At 74.4% G+C, this 16,846-nt stretch carries 11 protein-coding genes; 8 read left to right on the top strand and 3 right to left on the bottom strand.

What is annotated here, in order from left to right; translation table 11 throughout:
• The first annotated feature begins 247 nt into the window (after positions 1-247).
• The 6 genes from ACTMS2_RS16115 (at position 248) to ACTMS2_RS16090 (ending at position 7,439) form a co-directional block, all read left to right on the top strand.
• Positions 248-1,018, top strand: a complete 771-nt coding sequence (locus tag ACTMS2_RS16115; protein ID WP_357713603.1) for a redox-sensing transcriptional repressor Rex — start codon at positions 248-250, stop codon at positions 1,016-1,018.
• Positions 1,015-2,463, top strand: coding sequence for a glutamyl-tRNA reductase (locus tag ACTMS2_RS16110; RefSeq protein ID WP_441176088.1), 1,449 nt, complete (start codon positions 1,015-1,017; stop codon positions 2,461-2,463). The genes ACTMS2_RS16115 and ACTMS2_RS16110 overlap by 4 nt, the downstream gene beginning before the upstream one ends.
• Positions 2,460-3,428 (top strand): hydroxymethylbilane synthase, encoded by a 969-nt coding sequence (gene hemC / locus ACTMS2_RS16105; protein ID WP_441176087.1) that lies wholly within the window; start codon positions 2,460-2,462, stop codon positions 3,426-3,428. Before ACTMS2_RS16110 ends, hemC begins: the two co-directional genes overlap by 4 nt.
• Entirely contained in the window at positions 3,425-5,005 is a 1,581-nt protein-coding gene (locus ACTMS2_RS16100) for a uroporphyrinogen-III synthase (protein ID WP_441176086.1), read from the top strand. Before hemC ends, ACTMS2_RS16100 begins: the two co-directional genes overlap by 4 nt.
• Before the next feature lie 19 nt (positions 5,006-5,024).
• Entirely contained in the window at positions 5,025-6,008 is a 984-nt protein-coding gene (gene hemB / locus ACTMS2_RS16095) for a porphobilinogen synthase (RefSeq protein ID WP_441176085.1), read from the top strand.
• A 906-nt stretch (positions 6,009-6,914) separates the two neighbouring features.
• Positions 6,915-7,439 (top strand): helix-turn-helix domain-containing protein, encoded by a 525-nt coding sequence (locus tag ACTMS2_RS16090; RefSeq protein WP_441176084.1) that lies wholly within the window; start codon positions 6,915-6,917, stop codon positions 7,437-7,439.
• A gap of 65 nt (positions 7,440-7,504) precedes the next feature.
• Here the strand turns inward: ACTMS2_RS16090 and ACTMS2_RS16085 are convergent, their stop codons facing one another.
• The 3 genes from ACTMS2_RS16085 to ACTMS2_RS16075 all read right to left on the bottom strand — a co-directional run bounded on the left by ACTMS2_RS16085 (position 7,505) and on the right by ACTMS2_RS16075 (position 13,571).
• The gene (locus ACTMS2_RS16085) at positions 7,505-10,783 is read right to left on the bottom strand and encodes a lamin tail domain-containing protein (protein ID WP_441176083.1); all 3,279 of its coding nucleotides are present in this window, start codon (positions 10,781-10,783) and stop codon (positions 7,505-7,507) included.
• Between the two features lie 97 nt (positions 10,784-10,880).
• A complete protein-coding gene (locus ACTMS2_RS16080) occupies positions 10,881-11,897 on the bottom strand; it encodes a GNAT family N-acetyltransferase (protein WP_441176264.1) in 1,017 nt (338 codons plus the stop codon).
• Between the two features lie 72 nt (positions 11,898-11,969).
• Entirely contained in the window at positions 11,970-13,571 is a 1,602-nt protein-coding gene (locus ACTMS2_RS16075; protein WP_441176082.1) for a lytic murein transglycosylase, read from the bottom strand.
• A gap of 39 nt (positions 13,572-13,610) precedes the next feature.
• Between ACTMS2_RS16075 and ACTMS2_RS16070 the strand changes: the two genes are divergently transcribed.
• On the top strand, positions 13,611-13,829 hold the full coding sequence (locus tag ACTMS2_RS16070) for an FmdB family zinc ribbon protein (RefSeq protein WP_101412874.1): 219 nt from the start codon (positions 13,611-13,613) through the stop codon (positions 13,827-13,829).
• 183 nt (positions 13,830-14,012) lie between these two features.
• Complete coding sequence (locus tag ACTMS2_RS16065; protein WP_441176081.1) at positions 14,013-16,844, top strand: ATP-binding protein; 2,832 nt, start codon at positions 14,013-14,015, stop codon at positions 16,842-16,844.
• Positions 16,845-16,846: the final 2 nt, after the last annotated feature.

The raw sequence follows: 16,846 nt of genomic DNA, 5'->3' as shown, positions 1-16,846 counted from the left end.
CGCCAACGGCGCCGCCCGGAGGTCGGGCGGCGGCCGGCGGAGGCCGCCGGATCGATCTTGCGGAATGGAGGGGCTGGTGAAGCCGCGTCGCGAGCTTTCAAGATCGCGATTTGTGCACGCCTTCACAAGCGCCTACTCTGTAGTTCCGACGCGCCCTGCTAGCACAGCCGGCAATCTCGGTCGCCAGCGGGAGTCCCGAAACGGCCGGCCGGTGGAGTTGGCCGAGGATCGCACCGCACGGAGTCTCATGAGTCAGCACCGTCACCCTGGCGCGCCCGGCCGCGCCGGTGCCGTACCGGCGCTCCCGGATCTGCCGGAGGCGACCGTCGCGCGGCTCCCGGAATACCTCCGTGCCCTGCACAATCTCGCCGAAACCGGCCACGAGACCGTGTCCAGCGAGGGTCTGGCCAGCGCCGCCGGCGTGAACTCCGCGAAGCTCCGCAAGGACCTCTCGCACCTCGGCTCGTACGGCACCCGTGGCGTCGGCTACGACGTGGCGCTGCTGATCGACCAGATCGAGTACGTGCTCGGGCTCACCCAGCGGCGGGCCGTCGCCTTGGTCGGGGTGGGTAATCTCGGTCACGCCCTCGCCGGCTACGACGGCTTTGCCAGCCGCGGCTTCCGGATCGCCGCGCTCTTCGACGCCGACACCGCGCGGGTCGGCGAGGAGATCAACGGGCTGGTCGTGCGGCACATCGACGAGCTGCCCCGGGTCGCCGTCGAGGAGGCCATCGCCATCGGCGTGATCGCCACCCCCGCCTCGGCCGCCCAGGCGGTGGCCGACCAGCTCGTGGCCGTCGGTGTGACGAGCATCCTGAACTTCGCCCCGTGCGTACTCTCGGTCCCGGAGGGGGTCGACCTGCGCAAGGTCGATCTCGCCATCGAGCTGCAGATCCTGTCCTTCCACGAGCACCGCAAGGCATCGCTGACCGCGCTCCCCGCCACCGGTGGGTCCGCCCTCACCGCCCTGCCCGGGGGGCTCGCCGTCACCGACCCGCAGGAGGCGATCGGCACGTGAAACTGCTCGTCGTCGGCGCGTCCTACCGCACCGCTCCCGTCGCCACGCTGGAGCAGCTCGCGGTCGGCCCCGCGGACCTCACCCGCACCCTGGACCGGCTGGTCGCCCAGCCGTACGTGACCGAGGCCGTGATCGTCTCCACCTGCAACCGGGTGGAGGTCTACGCCGCCGTGTCCGGCTTCCACGGCGGCCTCGGCGACATCTGCGCGGTGCTGGCCGAGCAGGCCGGCTGCCAGCCCGCCGCGCTCGCCAACCACCTCTACGTGCACTTCGACGCCGCCGCCGTGGACCACGTCTTCCGGGTCGCCGCCGGGCTCGACTCGATGGTGGTCGGCGAGGCGCAGATCCTCGGCCAGCTCCGGGACGCCTACCATTCCGCGACCGGGGCCGACACCGCCGGGCGGCTGCTGCACGAGCTGATGCAGCAGGCGCTGCGGGTCGGCAAGCGGGCGCACGCGGAGACCGGGATCGACCGGGCCGGCCAGAGCGTGGTGACCGCCGCGCTGGAGCTGGCCGCCGGGCACCTCGACGGCGACCTCGCCGGCCGTCCCGCGCTCGTGGTCGGTGCGGGCGCGATGGGGTCGCTGGGCGTCGCCACGCTGTCCCGGCTGGGCGCCGGGCCGCTCACCGTCACCAACCGGGGCACCGACCGCGCCGTCCGGCTGGCCGAGGCGTACGGGGCCGGCGCGACGCCGATGGCGGAGCTGACCACCGTGCTCTCCACAGTGGACATCGTAGTGGCCGCCACCGCGGCCGCCGAAGCGGTCCTCACCCGTGAGGTGGTGACCCGGGCGCTCGCCCGGCGCGACCCCGACCGGGGGCCCCTGGTCCTGCTCGACCTGGCCGTGCCGCGCGACGTGGAGGCCGGCGTCGCCGAGCTGCCCGGCGTCGAGGTCATCGACATCGACCGGATGGCGGCGCTGCTCGCCGACGGGCCCGCCGCCACCGACGCCGCTGCCGTCGAGCGGATCGTGGTCGGCGAGGTCGACGCCTTCCTCACCTGGCTGCGCGGCGCCGACGTGGCGCCGACGGTGGCGGCCCTGCGCGGCCGTGCCGACGACGTGGTGGGCGCCGAGCTGCGCCGTCTCGCCCAGCGCCGCCCGGACCTCACCGACGACCAGCGCGCCGAGGTGGCCCGTACGGTGCACCGGGTCGTGCAGCGGCTGCTGCACCAGCCGACCGTGCGGGTCCGCCAGTTGGCGGCCGAGCCCGGCGGCGACCAGTACGCGGCCCTGCTGCGCGAGCTGTTCGACCTCCAGGTGCCGCAGACCTCGCCCGTCGACAACGTCCCCGACATCGGGGCCGGCGACGCCGCGCCGCCGTTCGGGCTCGCCGACGCCACGCTGCCGTTCGGGCTCGCCGACGTTCCGCCGCCCGTCGGCCTCGCCGACATTCCGCCGTCGACGCGCTCCGCCGACGTCCCGCCCATCGGAGGTGAGCGATGAGCACGCCCCTGCGCCTCGGTACCCGTGGCAGCAAACTGGCCATGGCCCAGTCCGGCCACGTCGCCGAGGCCCTGACCGCCGCGACCGGCCGGCCCGTCGAGCTGGTCGAGGTGGTCACCGCCGGCGACCGCTCGGCCGCGCCGGTGCACCGGCTCGGCGTCGGCGTCTTCGTCTCCGCCCTGCGTGACGCGCTGACCGCCGGCACGATCGACTTCGCGGTGCACTCCTACAAGGACCTGCCCACCGCGGCGGCGGCCGGACTGCACGTCGCGGCGGTGCCGACCCGGCAGGACCCGCGGGACGCGCTGGTCGCCCGGGACGGCCGTACCCTCACCGAGCTGCCCTCCGGCGCGACCGTGGGTACGGGCGCGCTGCGCCGCATCGCCCAGCTGCACGCCCTCGGGATGCAGTTGGAGGTCACCCCGATCCGCGGCAACGTCGACAGCCGCCTCGCGCGGGTGCTCGGCCCGGAGGCCGACCTCGACGCGGTCGTGCTGGCCCGGGCCGGGCTGGCCCGGCTCGGGCGGACCGATGTGATCACCGAGACGCTCGACCCGATGCTGATGCTGCCCGCGCCCGCCCAGGGTGCCCTGGCGGTGGAGTGCCGGGCCGACGACACCGACCTGGTCGAGCTGCTCGCCGTGCTCGACCACGCACCGTCCCACGCCGCGGTCGTCGCGGAGCGGGCGCTGCTGGCCACCCTGGAGGCCGGGTGCTCCGCCCCGGTCGCCGCCTACGCCGAACTCGCCGAGGGCGACGCCGGCGAGGAGATCTATCTGCGCGGGGCGGTGATCAGTCCGGACGGTACGAGAGACCTCCGGCTGTCCCGCACCGGAACGCCCGCCGACGCGGCGGAGATCGGCAAGGCACTCGCCGCCGAACTCCTCGACCTCGGCGCCGACTCGATCCTCGGCCACGATGGACACGCCGGCCCGGGGACCCAGCAATTTGGGAGCACAGAATGACCCGCACCCGTAAGCCCGTAGGCCGCATCGCCTTCGTCGGGGCCGGTCCCGGCGACCCAGGCCTGCTGACCCGCCGGGCGCACGACGCCCTGGTCGACGCCGACCAGGTGGTGTACGACCGGGGAGTCCCCGAGTCGCTGCTCGACGCCGTGCGCGCCCAGGCCAGGTCCGACGCCGAGTTCACGCCGGCGGAGGGCGCGCCGGGTGACGTGGCGAAGGTGCTGATCTCGGCGGCCCGCTCCGGGCTGAACGCGGTGCACCTGGTCGCCGGCGACCCGTTCGGCCACGACTCGGTCGTCAAGGAGGTGCAGGCGGTCGCGCGGACCGCCGCGCACTTCGAGGTGGTGCCCGGCGTCGGCCAGGCCGAGGGGGTGGCGACCTACGCGGGCGTGCCGCTGCCGGGCGTACGGACGGCCGCCGACGTCGAGGACGTCGGCACGCTGGACTTCGACGCGCTGGCCGCCGCCGTACGCCGGGGCTCGCTGGCCCTGGCCGTGGACGCCGGTGACCTCGCCGCGATCCGCGACGGGCTGCTCGCCGCCGGCGTGGAGGGCACCACCGGCGTGGGGGTGACCGGGGACGGCACCGGCGAGACGCAGTACACCACCACCTCGACCGTCGACTCGTTCGTCGCGGCGGCGCTCGGCTTCACCGGCCGGGTGGTGCTCACCGTCGGCGAGGGCGTGGGCCAGCGCGACAAGCTGAGCTGGTGGGAGAACCGGCCGCTGTACGGCTGGAAGGTCCTCGTGCCCCGCACCAAGGAGCAGGCCGGCGTGATGAGCGCGCGGCTGCGCGCGTACGGGGCCATCCCCTGCGAGGTGCCGACGATCGCGGTCGAGCCGCCGCGTACCCCCGCCCAGATGGAGCGGGCGGTTAAGGGCCTGGTCGACGGCCGGTACGCCTGGGTGATCTTCACCTCCGTCAACGCGGTCCGCGCGGTCTGGGAGAAGTTCGCCGAGCACGGCCTGGACGCCCGGCACTTCGGCGGCGTCAAGATCGCCTGTATCGGTGAGGCGACCGCCGACGCCGTCCGCGCGTTCGGCATCCAGCCCGAGCTGATCCCGTCGGGCGAGCAGTCCTCCGACGGGCTGCTGGCCGAGTTCTCGCCGCACGACGAGATCCTCGACCCGGTCGGTCGGGTGCTGCTGCCGCGCGCCGACATCGCCACCGAGACCCTCGCCGCCGGGCTCACCGAGCGCGGCTGGGAGGTCGACGACGTGACCGCGTACCGGACGGTCCGGGCCGCCCCGCCGCCCGCCGAGATCCGGGACGCGATCAAGTCGGGTGGCTTCGACGCGGTGCTCTTCACGTCCAGCTCCACGGTGCGCAATCTCGTGGGTATCGCGGGGAAGCCGCACGCCCGTACCGTCGTTGCAGTGATCGGGCCCAAGACGGCGGAGACCGCGACGGAGTTCGGCCTGCGGGTCGACGTCCAGCCGCCGCACGCCTCGGTCCCCGATCTGGTCGAGGCGCTCGCCGCCTACGCCGTCGAGTTGCGCGAGAAGCTCGCCGCCATGCCGGCGAAGCAGCGCCGCGGCTCGAAGGTGCAGGGGCCGACCGCCCTGCGGTTCCGTTAGTCGTAGCAGGAGGTCCGTGATGCCGTACCCCGAGATCCGGCCCCGCCGGCTGCGCCGCAACGCGGCCATCCGGCGGCTGGTCTCCGAGACCCGCGTCGACCCGGCCGAACTGGTCGTGCCGATGTTCGTCAAGGAGGGGCTGACGGAACCGCGGGCGATCGCGTCGCTCCCGGGGGTGCTCCAGCACTCCCGGGACTCGCTCCGCAAGGCCGCGGCCGAGGCGGTCCAGGCGGGCGTCGGCGGCATCATGCTCTTCGGCGTGCCGGAGCGGCGGGACCCCACCGGGTCCGGCGGGATCGACCCGAACGGCATCCTCAACGTCGCGATCCGCGACGTCGTCGCCGAGGTGGGCGACGCCACGGTGGTGATGAGCGACCTCTGCCTGGACGAGTTCACCTCGCACGGGCACTGCGGCCTGCTCACCCCCGGCGGCGACGTGGACAACGACGCCACGCTGGAGGCGTACGCCGAGATGGCGGTCGCCCAGGCCGCCGCCGGGGTCGGGGTGGTCGGGCCGTCCGGGATGATGGACGGCCAGATCGCGGTGGTACGCCGGGCGCTCGACGCCGCGGGCCACCAGGACGTGGCCGTCCTGGCGTACGCCGTCAAGTACGCCTCGGCCTTCTACGGCCCGTTCCGCGACGCGGTGGAGTCGGCGCTGGAGGGCGACCGGCGCACCTACCAGCAGGACCCGGCGAACCTGCGGGAGTCGCTGCGCGAGGTCGAGCTGGACGTCGCCGAGGGCGCCGACATGGTGATGGTCAAGCCGGCCCTGCCGTACCTCGACGTGGTGGCGGCCGTGCGTGCGGCGGTGGACGTGCCCGTCGCCGCTTACCAGGTCTCCGGCGAGTACGCGATGGTCGAGGCGGCCGCCGCGAACGGCTGGATCGACCGGGAGCGGGTCATGCTGGAGACGCTCACCTCGATCCGCCGGGCAGGCGCCCAGATCATCCTCTCCTACTGGGCGGTCGAGGCCGCCCAACTCCTCCGCCAGCGCTACTGACCGCCGCCCCTGCCCGACCCGCAACTCCGTCCGCCCGGCACCCCTGCCCGGGCTCGTCAACTCGTCGCTGCCGGCCTGAACGGACGCCCCGAGCCGCCCGAGCCGCCCGAGCCGTTCCGGGCCGGGCCGAGCCGGCGGGCTCTGCGCTGGTGCTTGCTGCTGCCGGCGGGGCGCTTTCGATGCCTCGCCAGCAGGCTCGGGTGTTGGTGGTCCACCTCATCGTCGCTGCCCGGCACTTGGTGCGAGTGGAGGCTCGCGACCTTGCTCGCCGGAAACGGTCGAACGTTCGTCACTTTAAGTGATACCGCTGCGCGCGAAGGTCAGTGTCCCTCGGACGCTTTGCTCTGCATCCATTTACGCACCGGCAACCCACGGTGACTGTTGCGTATATGGCTGCAGAGCAAAGGGCGCGCGGAGTTGGGCGGCTCCTCAGCGAGCCGGAAGATAAAACTGCTGGCCAGGCCGTTTTGCTCATTGGTGGGGTCGCTGAGAGCCGCTTCGAGGTGAAGGATGCAATTACGCAGAGTAGAAATTGGGCGGGATATCACTTCTGTTGCTGTGAGTCACCATTCAGCGGGCGAGGCCGGCCTGCTGCGGTGTGGCGTCGGGTAGTGGTTTTTCCACAGGCGGCTGGGTTATCCACAGGTGGCGCGGATGGGATTGCGGGAGGGCGCGGCAGCGGGGGAGCGTGGCCGGATGACCGCCCTACCCGCAGAACCGGCGAGAGGCCGGCCCCTTAGTCCCGACGCCGTGCCGGGCTCTGCCTCCAAGCCGGGCTCTGCCGCCGGGCCGGACTCCGCCATCGCGCCCGGCTCCGCCGCCACGTCGGGCTCCGCCGTGCCGGGCTCTGAAGCCGCCGTGCCGGGTGCTGGGGCCGCCGCGTTGGGCTCGCGTGAGCCGTCGGTGGTGTTGACCGAACCGTTCGACACGCCGTGGCCAGCTGCGGGCATCGTCCGGGCGGTGCGGCGGTACGCCAGCCTCAGCCAGCGGGAGCTGGCCCGGTGGGCCGGGGTGAACCACTCCACCGTCGGGCGGATCGAGGCGGGCCGGCTGGTGCCGAGCATCCTGCTCCTGCGCCGCATCATCGGGGTCGCCGGATTCCGGCTGGCCGTCGTCGACGAGTTCGGGCGGGTGTTGAAGCCGATGCGGGACTGGCAGGACACCCGGGACGGGGCGGGGCGTCGCTATCCCTCGCACCTGGACACCATTCTCGACCCCGAGCCGGGCGAGTGGTGGGCGGACGTCTACGGGCTGGCCCGCCCGCCGGAGACGTTCTACCGCGACCGCAGGGTCCGCGACGCCATGCGACGGCGCAGTCAGTGGGAGGTGCGGGTGGCGAAGTACCGCAGCGTGCCCCCGCCACCGCGCGTACCCCCACCGCCGCGCGTTTCCCCACCGCCGGGGCTGCCCGACCCACGCTCTCCGTGGTGAGCGAACGGCCCGCCACCCGGGGAACTCCTGGGCGGCGGGCCGTCGGGGCGTGCTCCGGTGCGACGTCAGTCGTCGTCGGTGATGGTGCCCACGGCGAGGGGGTCCGCCAGGCGCAGGCCCGGCACGCCGGCCACCACCAGGTTCACCTTCTCGTCCGCCTCCCGCTTCCGGTCACCGCGCACGGTCACCGGGAAGTCCAGCGACGTCTGCCCCGCCGCCAGGACCTTGCATCCGACGTACGGGTCGTAGTCGGCGCCGGCCTGGGCCGTGGTGCCGTACGTGGCGGCGCAGAGCAGCACCGGCTGCGACAGCGGGCGCGAGACGGTGGCCGTGAAGGTCAGCGGCCGGGTGCCCCGGTCACCCTCGACCACCGACGCGTCGCCGACGCTCAGCGACGCCCGGGAGCGGAAGCGGGCCACCTGCGGGTCGTGGTCGCTGGAACCCCGGCTGCCGTCGGCCGCGTGGTCGGCCGGCCAGTCGGCGTTGATGTGCGCCGCCCGCATCTGCACCAGGTCCCGGTGCAGCGCGCCGTTCACGAACAGGTGGTCCAGCGTCTGCGCCTGCCCCTCGAAGCTGTACGAGTAGGCCGACGACGGCGCGTCAGCGAGCAGGTCGTCCCAGAGGTTGCGCATGCCCGCCTCGTACAGCGGCCCGAGCTGGTCCGACGGGGTGGGGTCGGCCGCCGTGGCGATGGGGTCGTCGGGGCGGGGGAAGACGTTCAGGTCCCCGCCATAGACCACCCGCGCGTGCGGGTCCGACGCCTCGATCGCGGTGACGATCGCGGCGCCGTACGCGGCCTGCTCCCGGCGCTGCCCGACCCGGCTGTCCGGCCCGGACGAGTAGTGGTTGCTCGCGGCCCACAGCGTGTACCGCTCGGCGGAGCCGGGCGCGGCGGCGACCGTGAACTTGCCGAGCTGCGGGGCGCGGGTGAAGACGTTGTTTCCGTCCTTGCCGGTGGAGGTGTCCACGTCGGCGGGGAGCACCGCGTTGAGCGCCTTCGGGTTCTGCACGTCCGCGTTGCCCGGCAGCCCCGCCCCCCGGTACTCGACGGTCGGCGCCGAGCCCAGCAGCGGGTCGGCGGCGGTGGGCGCCGCCAGCGACACCCGGTCGGTGCGGAACAGGAACGCCGCGGTGATGCCCCGGGCGTCCGCGCCGGTCCGGTCGTACGCGGCCTGGTAGGCCGGGCCACCGGCGGCGGCGATGGCCAGCGCCAGGTCCTGGAGGCTGTCCGGCGCGCCGTCGGCGTTGTCCGTGCTGCCACAGACCAGCTCGGTGCCGGAGACCGAGCAGATGTCCTGGTCCTCGGCCTCCTGCACCAGGATCAGGTCGGGGGAGTGCAGGTCGGTGGTGATCTGGTCGGCCAGCGCGACGAGCTGCTCGCGGTACTCCTGCTCGCTGCCCGGGACGTAGTCGAACGGCGGGCGCACCCCGGTGCAGCCGGCGTTGCCGGCGAAGTCGCAGCCGTCGAACGGGTCGTCGCGGTAGTCGTACAGGTTCTCGACGTTGTAGGTCGCGACCGCGACCTCCTCCGAGCGGTTGGCCGGCTTCGGCGGGTTGTTCGTCGACGGGTCGGCCCCGCCGGTGAACGCGGCCGCCTCGACCTGCACGCCGTACTTCTCGAACGAGTAGTAGAGCCCGCCGACCGCGTCGGCGGTCAGCGTGTCGAAGGTGCGCGCGGGCGGGAGCAGCGCGGCGCTGTCACCCGTGCTGCCCTTGACGCCCATGCTGCCGAGCAGGACGCGCTGCCCGTTGCCGTCGTCGAAGCGGCGGGTCGGGTCGTTGTCCAGCGGGTGCGCGTCCCGGAACACCCGGCGGGCGTACGCGTCGGCGCGGTCGAGCAGCGGGTCGTCCCGGTCGATCACGAAGATCTCGGCGTCGGCGGTGGAGGCGAAGACGTTGCGCCCGCTCACCGCGCCGCTGCCGGCGCGTACGCGCAGCCGGGCGCCCTCGTGCCGCTCGAAGAAGCGCTGGGCCGCCGCCAGGTCGACCGGCGGCACCGCGTCGGTCACCTCGACCTCGGCGTTCACGTCCACGCCGGAGGCGATCCGGCCCACCAGCGACGCCCCGGAGAGCTGGGTGAAGTTGAAGTACTCGGAGACCCGGGCGCGCAGCACCACCTCGTCGCCGACCGTCGGCACGTAGCCGCCGATCAGCGAGGTGAACGAGCCCATGAAGACGAAGATGCCGTCCGAGCTGGTCGGGTCGCCGTCGGTGGCGTCGGAACGGCTCTGCAGGAAGAAGCCGTGCTGGTCGCGGCCCGACGAGTCGCGGGCCAGGGTGCGCTGGGTGATCACGCCGCGTACGTCGTACAGCGTGCTGCTGGTCCCGTTGCCCGTGGCCGGCGCGAGCGGCGACCGGTCGGCGGGACCGGACTCGGCGTCGGTGGTCGGGCCCTGCACCTCGCCGACGGTCAGCTCCCGGGTCACCTGCACGGCCAGCGTGCAGGTGGCGGTGCCGCCGTCCGCGTCGGTGGAGGTCAGCACCACGGTGTACGCCCCGGCGGCCAGGTCGGCGCTCGTGGCGACCGTGGCCCGGGCGGTGCCGCCCACCGCGTCGGCGGGGGTGACCGCCGAGCGGCTGACGGAGCCGGTGGCCGGGGTCGGGCTGACCGAGGTGACCGCCAGGTCGACGATGCGGTCGTCGGTGTCGGTGGCGGTGACCTCCCGGGTGGCCGCCGTGCCGGCCGGGGTCACCAGGGCCGGGCCGCAGGCGAGCGTGGCGGGCGCGTCGACCGGCCCGCCGCCGTCGACGGCGTGCGTGCCGAGGCCGTCGAACGTGTCGACGGGGAAGCCGGCCCACTGTGCGGCCGGGTCGAACGCGTCGGAGGGGTCGGTGTCGCCGGACGTCACGGCGGCCGACCGGCGCAGCGTGTTGTCGGCGGTGCTGGTGACGCCCGTGCCCCACTCGGTGCCCGGGTCGACGCCGACCTGACCGATCGAGTCGAGCACGGTGCCGCCGCGACGCAGCACGATGGCGTCGTCGCCGTTGAACAGGCTGGCGCCGGTGGTCTGGTCGGCCCGGTCGAGGATGGCCGGTGCGGCCGAGGCGGCGGCGAGGACGAAGACGTCCCCGGCCGCGACGGTGCCGGTGAGGGCCAGGTTCGTCGGCGTGGTGGAGCCGTTGAAGTGCAACTGGAGCTGGTAGCCGCCGGCGGCCAGGTCGACGGCGGCGCCCGTGCCGTTGAACAGCTCGATCGCCTTGTTGTTCGACGAGCCTTCGACGTACTCGGAGATGAAGAGGTCGGTGGGCGCGGCGCTGGCCGCGGTGGGTGCGACGCCGACGGCCGTGACGGTCACGGCGGCGGTGGCGGTCGCGAGCGCGGCAAGAGTGCGGCGCGGGCGCATAAGGCCTCCACGATGGGTGGACGGGGAACTAACGCACGTTAAGGGTCGCTGCTGACCGCCGTCCATCCCCCAGCGGACGGATTCGTGAACGTTCCGGTCAGCGTCCGGCGTCGAGGCGGTGCACCAGCTCAGCCACGTCGATGCTGTATTCGCACCATTCGCGGTCCGGACGGTAGCCCAGCTCGGCGTTGACCTTGAGCATGGCCTCGTTGGCCTGCGCGTTCCACGTCTGCACCTCGGTCAGCTCCGCCTCGGCCGAGCGCAGTTCCATCAGCATCCGGGCCTTGATCGCCCGGTCGATGCCGTAGCCCCGGTGGTCCTGCACGACGATCGTGTCGTACTGGTCGGCGCGGGTGGGATGTTGGACCGGCACGACCACCTCGGTCAGCCCGGCCACCTCGCCGGTCTGCTCGTGCAGGGCGAGCACGATGTAGGGCTTCATGCCCCGCCGGTGCAGGCAGTCCAGGCTGTCGCGCAGCCGCTCCGGGTCGTAGGAGCTGGGGCGCAGCTCGCCGTCCTCGACGTCGCGCACCTCCGCCTTGGCCCGGGCGTACGCCTCGATCAGCTCGTTTGGCGGACCGCCCGGGTGGAACTGGAGGTGGTAGCCCGCGCCGATGCCGGTGGCCATCTCGGCCAGCTCGGCCCAGTCCACCCCGGACAGGTCCAGCACGCTGCGGGTCTCGACGTATTCCTTGGAGAAGCCGAGCGACTCGTAGAAGGCGACGGCCGGCGTGTCGCCGACCACCTCCACCCCGATCGACTGGAAGCCCTCCTGGTAGACCCGCCGGGCGGCGGTCAGGACGAGGTCCCGGCCGAGGCCCGTACGCCGCGCCGACGGGTGGACCAGCACCTCCAGCACGCCGATGTCGCCGAGCAGCAGCACGTGCACGTGGCCCAGGATCGCCCCCGGGCTGCCGTCGGCCGCCGGTTCCGTCTGGGCGACCCAGGAGATCCGCCGTTCGCCGGGCATGACCTCGGCGAGGTATTCCCGCATGGAGCTCTCCCGCCACGGCGGATCCTGCGGCAGATCGGCCGCCAGGACCGCGTTCAGCGTGTCCAGCAGCGACGCGATCTCGGCGGACGACGCGGTCCTGGGGTCCCACTCGCGCACCATCACCCGTCTAGCTTGCCGCTAACCGCTGCCCGGGGGAAGTGTCCAGTTCTCCAATGTACGCGGACGATCACTTCACGTGCGGCTGGCCTGTCCGTACCGGTTGGCGGTGTCGTAGACGTCCTGGGCGTAGCGGCGGACGTCGTTGTAGGACAGGATCGCGTTCCACCAGTCGGCCGGGATGGTGAGGTTCCGGCCGCCCTTGCAGAGGTAGTTGCCGGCGGCGAGGGCGGCGTCGTCCAGGTCGTGCGGGTCCTTGACGCCGTCGTTGTCGGCGTCCGCCCCGATCTCCTGCCAGGTCGTGGGGATGAACTGCATCGGCCCGACCGCCCGGTCGAGGACCGGGTCCTTGTCCATCACGCCGCGGTCGGTGTCGGGGATGCGCATCCGGCCGCCCTGCCCGTCGAGCGGCAGGCCGATGATCTCGGGCAGCGCCTTGCCGTCCTGGCGGAGCGTCGCGCCGTTGGCCTGACCGTGCCCCGACTCGACGAACCCGATGGCCGCCAGCGTGGTCCAGCTCAGCCCGCAGCTGCGGTTGGTCTGGGCGAGCACCACCTCGGCGTAGCCGTACGCCTGCATGGCCACCGGCGAGATGCCGACCTTGGGCCCGACCTGGGCGGCCCAGCCGGCCAGCGCGTCCGACGGCCGACCGGTGGAACCGCCGACGACCGGGCCGGTCGGCGCCGTGCCGGGCGGCAGCGCCGTCTGGGTGGGCAGTGGCATCCCGCCGGGCGGTGGCGTCCCGCCGGGCAGCGGCGCCTGCGGGTCGGTGGTCGGGGCGGGGGAGGTGGCGTCGACCGCGACCGGCCGGGTTCCCCGGGCCGTCGCGGGCACCAGCAGCGCGCCCGCCGCAGCCGTCGCCGCGACCAGGGCGAGCAGGAACACCCCGGGCAGGGTGAGTCGCCCGCTGGGTCGCCGCGACCAGTCCCGCGTGGCGCGGGCGGCGGCGATCGCGACGCGGTGCGGAGGCCGGCGTACGGCGTGCGCGAACTGCACCCGGCGGCGGCGGGGCCCGGCGGCCGGTTTCGTGGCGGGCACGTCGACCTTCGTCTGCGCGAGGTCGCCCGCGCCCGACTCGGCGCCGTCACCGTCACCGTCCTTCGCCCCGCTCCCGGTGGCCGCCGCTCCCGTGGCCGAGGTCGCGGTGGCCGGCTTCCCGGCCGCGCCGCAGGCTTTCGTGTCGGGGGCGCTCCTGTCGTCCGGCTGCGCGGCCGTGGTGGCGGCAGGCTCGTCCGGCTTCGCGGCCGTGGCCGGCTTCGTCTCGGTGGCGGGCCCTGCGGCCGGCTTCGCCTTCTCAACCGGCTTCGCCTTCTCAACCGGCTTCGCCTTCTCAACTGGCTTCGCCTTCTCGGCTGGCTTCGCCTTCTCGGCTGGCTTCGCCTTCTCGGCTGGCTTCGCCTTCTCGGCTGGCTTCGCCTCGGCGGTGGGCTCTTCCGCCGGCTTCGTGGCGACTGGCTTGTCGGCCGGCCTCGCTTCGGCTGGCTTCGCTTCGGCGGCCGGCTTCGTGTCCTCCGTGGAGGTGGATCTCAGCCAGGGGCGGCGGGGACGCGGCAACCGCGTCGCGGGCCCGGGCACGGCGCCGGACTCGGCGAGCGGCCCGTCGATGGGTGCCGCCGGCCGCAGGGGCCGAAGGGTCTTCCTGTCCTCGCCGTCCACCACAAGTTGAGTATCACCCATGTACCCCCGTACGTCAGGACCGGTCGTACCCTGGGTGCCATGCCCCGGTACGAGTTTCGTTGCCGCGCCTGCGGCGACACCTTCGAGGTCAACCGTCCGATGGCGCGGGCCGCTGAGCCGGCGTCCTGCCCGCAGGGGCACGCCGACACGGTCAAGCTCCTCTCCACCGTCGCGGTCACCGGCCGGGGCGGCGGTGCGGCCGGTGGCGCGCCGGCGCCGGCCGGCGGAGGGTGCTGCGGCGGCGGCTGCGGCTGCTGACCGGCGGTCCGCCCCGCCCGTCCGGGCCGGTTCCTCGTCCGCCGCGACGTCCGCCGGCCCAACCCCTCCGGCCAGCCGGGGCGGACGGCTCCCCGGGGGCCGGAGCCGCCCGACCGTTCTCACGATGCGTGATGGTCCGGTATCAGGCAGCATGAGTCCGACGTCACGGGCGGAGGTTCCACCATGTCGCCACGGATCCATCTCCCGAGCGGGTTGGTGACCTTCGTCTTCACCGACATCGAGGGCTCCACCCGGCTGGCCCAGCTGCTCGGGCCGGACTACCCGCCGGTGCTGCGGGAGCACCGCCGCCTGCTGCGCCGTACGATCGCCGCGACCGAGGGCGCGGAGCTGCTGACCGAGGGGGACTCGTTCTTCCTCGCCTTCGGCGACGCGACCGCCGCACTGACCGCCTGCCTGACCGCCCAGCGGGCGCTGGCCAGCCACGAGTGGCCCACCGCCGACGCCGTGCCCCGGGTCCGGATGGGGTTGCACACCGGCTGGGCGGAGCCGCGCGACGGCGAGTACGTCAGCCCGGAGGTGCACCGCGCGGCCCGGGTCGCCGCCGCCGCCCACGGTGGGCAGGTGCTCTGCTCGGCGTCTACGGCGCGGCAGGTGGAGCCGTTGCCGCCCGGCGTGTCCCTGGTCGACCTCGGCCTGCACCGGCTGCGCGGCTTCGACGACCGGGAACGGCTCTTCCAGCTCGTCGCCCCCGGCCTGGAGCGGCAGTTCCCGCGGCCCCGCACCGCCGACGCGAGCGCGCACAACCTGCCCACCCCGGTCACCTCGTTCGTCGGCCGGGACGCCGAGCTCGCCGAGCTGCGGCGGCTGGTGGAGGCGCACCGGCTGGTCACCGTCCTCGGCGCGGGTGGCGCGGGCAAGACGCGGCTGGCCGTGGAGCTCGCCGTCGACCTGGTGGAGTCCCATCCGGACGGGGTCTGGTTCGTCGACATCGCCGCGGTCACCGACCCGGGCCTGGTGGCGTTCGAGGTCGCCGCCGTGCTCGGTCTGCGTCCTGAGCCGGGCCGCCCGATGGTGGACACACTGGTGGAGTACGCGGCCGCGCGCCGCATGCTCATCCTCCTGGACACCTGCGACGCCCAGCCGGCGGCCTCGGCCGCCGTGATCTCCCGGCTGCTCGCCGGCGGGGTGGGCGTCCGGGTGCTCGCCACCAGCCGGGAGTCGTTCGGCCTGCCGGGCGAGGTGGTCTGGCGGATCCCGTCGTTGTCGGTCGACCCGCCGGTCGAGGGGGCGGAGAGCGACGCCGTCGCGCTGCTGCTGGACCGGACGGCGGCGGCGCGGGGCGGCCGGCCCCCGGACCCGGCGGAGTCGGCCGACCTGCGGCGGGTGGTGCGCCGGCTGGACGGGTTGCCGCTCGCCATCGAGCTGGCCGCCGCCCGGCTGCGGGTGCTCTCCGTCGGTCAGCTCGCCGCGCGTCTCGACGACGTGCTGGGCACCCTCGACGCAGGGCGGGAGGACCCGCCTCCGGCGGAGCCGGACCCGTCGGGCGACCGGCAGGACGGCGTGGATCCGGTGGCGGCGGCCGAGGGGACGGCGTCGCCCAGCCCGGCCGTCCGGGCGGTGCAGCGCTCCGCCACCGAACGGCACCTGACCATGCAGGCCACGGTCACCTGGTCGTACCGGACGCTGGGGCCACGGGCCGCCCGGCTGCTGCGCTGGCTGGCGGTCTTCGCCGGGCCGGTGGACCTGGCGGCGGTGGAGTGGCTGCTCGGCGACGATCCGCTCGATCCGCTCGCGGTGCTGGTCGACAAGTCGATGGTGCTGGCCGACCCGCACGCCGCGGGCAGCACCTACCGGATGCTCGACCCGATCCGGGCGTACGCGGCGCGGCGGCTGGTGGAGGCGGGGGAGGAGCGGTCGGCCCGCAACCGGCACGTGGCGTGGTCGATGCACGCGCTGGAACGGGCGCACCTGGGCCCGGACGGGCGGCCGGTGACCCTGTCGCTCTACGCCCTCGACCCGCTCGCCGGCGAGCTGCGGGCCGCGCTGCGCTGGTGCGCCACCGGCGGCAGTGCCCGCGCCGGCCTGCGGCTGGCCGGGGGCCTCGACCAGTGGTGGCGGGAGCGGGGCCTGGCCCGGGAGGGGCGGCTCTGGCTGTTCCGGCTGTACGGGCGCATCGCCGAGACGGGGGAGCGGATCCCGGAGGCCGAGCTGGCGGCGGCGTACCACATGCACTCGCTGCACGCCGGCGCGGACGGCGAGTTCGCCGAGGAGCTGCGCTACTCCCAGCGGGCGGAGGCGGCGGCCCGGCAGGCGGGCGACGCGGGCCTGCTCGCCCGGGTGCTCGCCGGGCGGGCCGCCCCGCTGGTCGACATGGGACAGTTCGCGGAGGCCGAGCGGATCTGCCGCGAGGTGATCGACTGGGCGTCCGGCCAGGAGGTGCTCGGCGACGCGCTCTTCGGGGTGTTCAGCCTGGCCGAGCTGCTGTGGCGGCGGGGCGCCCTGGACGAGGCGGCAGAGCTGCTGGGCGCGGCGCGACCGGTGGAGGCGGCCCGGCCGGTGGAGCGGGGGCGGCGCTCCGTCGACATGCTGCTCGGGATGGTCGCCCTGGCGCGTGGGGACCTCGTCGCCGCGCACGAGCACCTCCAGGTGGCGCTCCGCTCGCGGATGAGCCACGGCTTCCACGGCCGGGCCTGCGACACGTTGAACGCGATGGCGGTGCGCTGCGCGACCGGCGGCGACGGCCTGACGGCGGCCCGCCTGTTCGGCGCGGCGGGGGCGACCCGGGCGAGCATGCGCTGCGCCCCGGGCATCTACGACGGGTACTGGGCGCAGCGGCAGGGGGAGCTGCGCCGGGAGTTGGGCGACGCGGCCTTCGACGGCGCGTACGGCGAGGGGACCGAGCTGGGGCTGGAGGAGGCGGCGGCGCTGGCCCTCGCCGTCGAGCACCCGGACCTGGCGGCCGGCTCGGCGCGGTTCGGCGCGGGGCACGCCCACGTGGCGCCCCGCCAGACCGTCACTCCCGACCGGTGCCGCCACCACACGGGGCACGCCTGACG

The sequence above is a fragment of the Micromonospora sp. SD12 genome (genome assembly GCF_052068495.1).
Taxonomy (GTDB): Bacteria; Actinomycetota; Actinomycetes; order Mycobacteriales; family Micromonosporaceae; genus Micromonospora; species Micromonospora echinofusca.
This window is presented reverse-complemented; position numbering and strand designations above follow the sequence as displayed.

Excerpts from the sequence above, each read along its gene's own strand:
- ACTMS2_RS16075 (WP_441176082.1), bottom strand. The coding sequence starts at position 13,571 with ATGGGTGATACTCAACTTGTGGTGGACGGCGAGGACAGGAAGACCCTT.
- ACTMS2_RS16100 (WP_441176086.1), top strand. The coding sequence starts at position 3,425 with ATGACCCGCACCCGTAAGCCCGTAGGCCGCATCGCCTTCGTCGGGGCC.
- ACTMS2_RS16080 (WP_441176264.1), bottom strand. The coding sequence starts at position 11,897 with ATGGTGCGCGAGTGGGACCCCAGGACCGCGTCGTCCGCCGAGATCGCG.
- hemC (WP_441176087.1), top strand. The coding sequence starts at position 2,460 with ATGAGCACGCCCCTGCGCCTCGGTACCCGTGGCAGCAAACTGGCCATG.
- ACTMS2_RS16070 (WP_101412874.1), top strand. The coding sequence starts at position 13,611 with ATGCCCCGGTACGAGTTTCGTTGCCGCGCCTGCGGCGACACCTTCGAG.
- ACTMS2_RS16115 (WP_357713603.1), top strand. The coding sequence starts at position 248 with ATGAGTCAGCACCGTCACCCTGGCGCGCCCGGCCGCGCCGGTGCCGTA.
- ACTMS2_RS16085 (WP_441176083.1), bottom strand. The coding sequence starts at position 10,783 with ATGCGCCCGCGCCGCACTCTTGCCGCGCTCGCGACCGCCACCGCCGCC.
- hemB (WP_441176085.1), top strand. The coding sequence starts at position 5,025 with ATGCCGTACCCCGAGATCCGGCCCCGCCGGCTGCGCCGCAACGCGGCC.
- ACTMS2_RS16065 (WP_441176081.1), top strand. The coding sequence starts at position 14,013 with ATGTCGCCACGGATCCATCTCCCGAGCGGGTTGGTGACCTTCGTCTTC.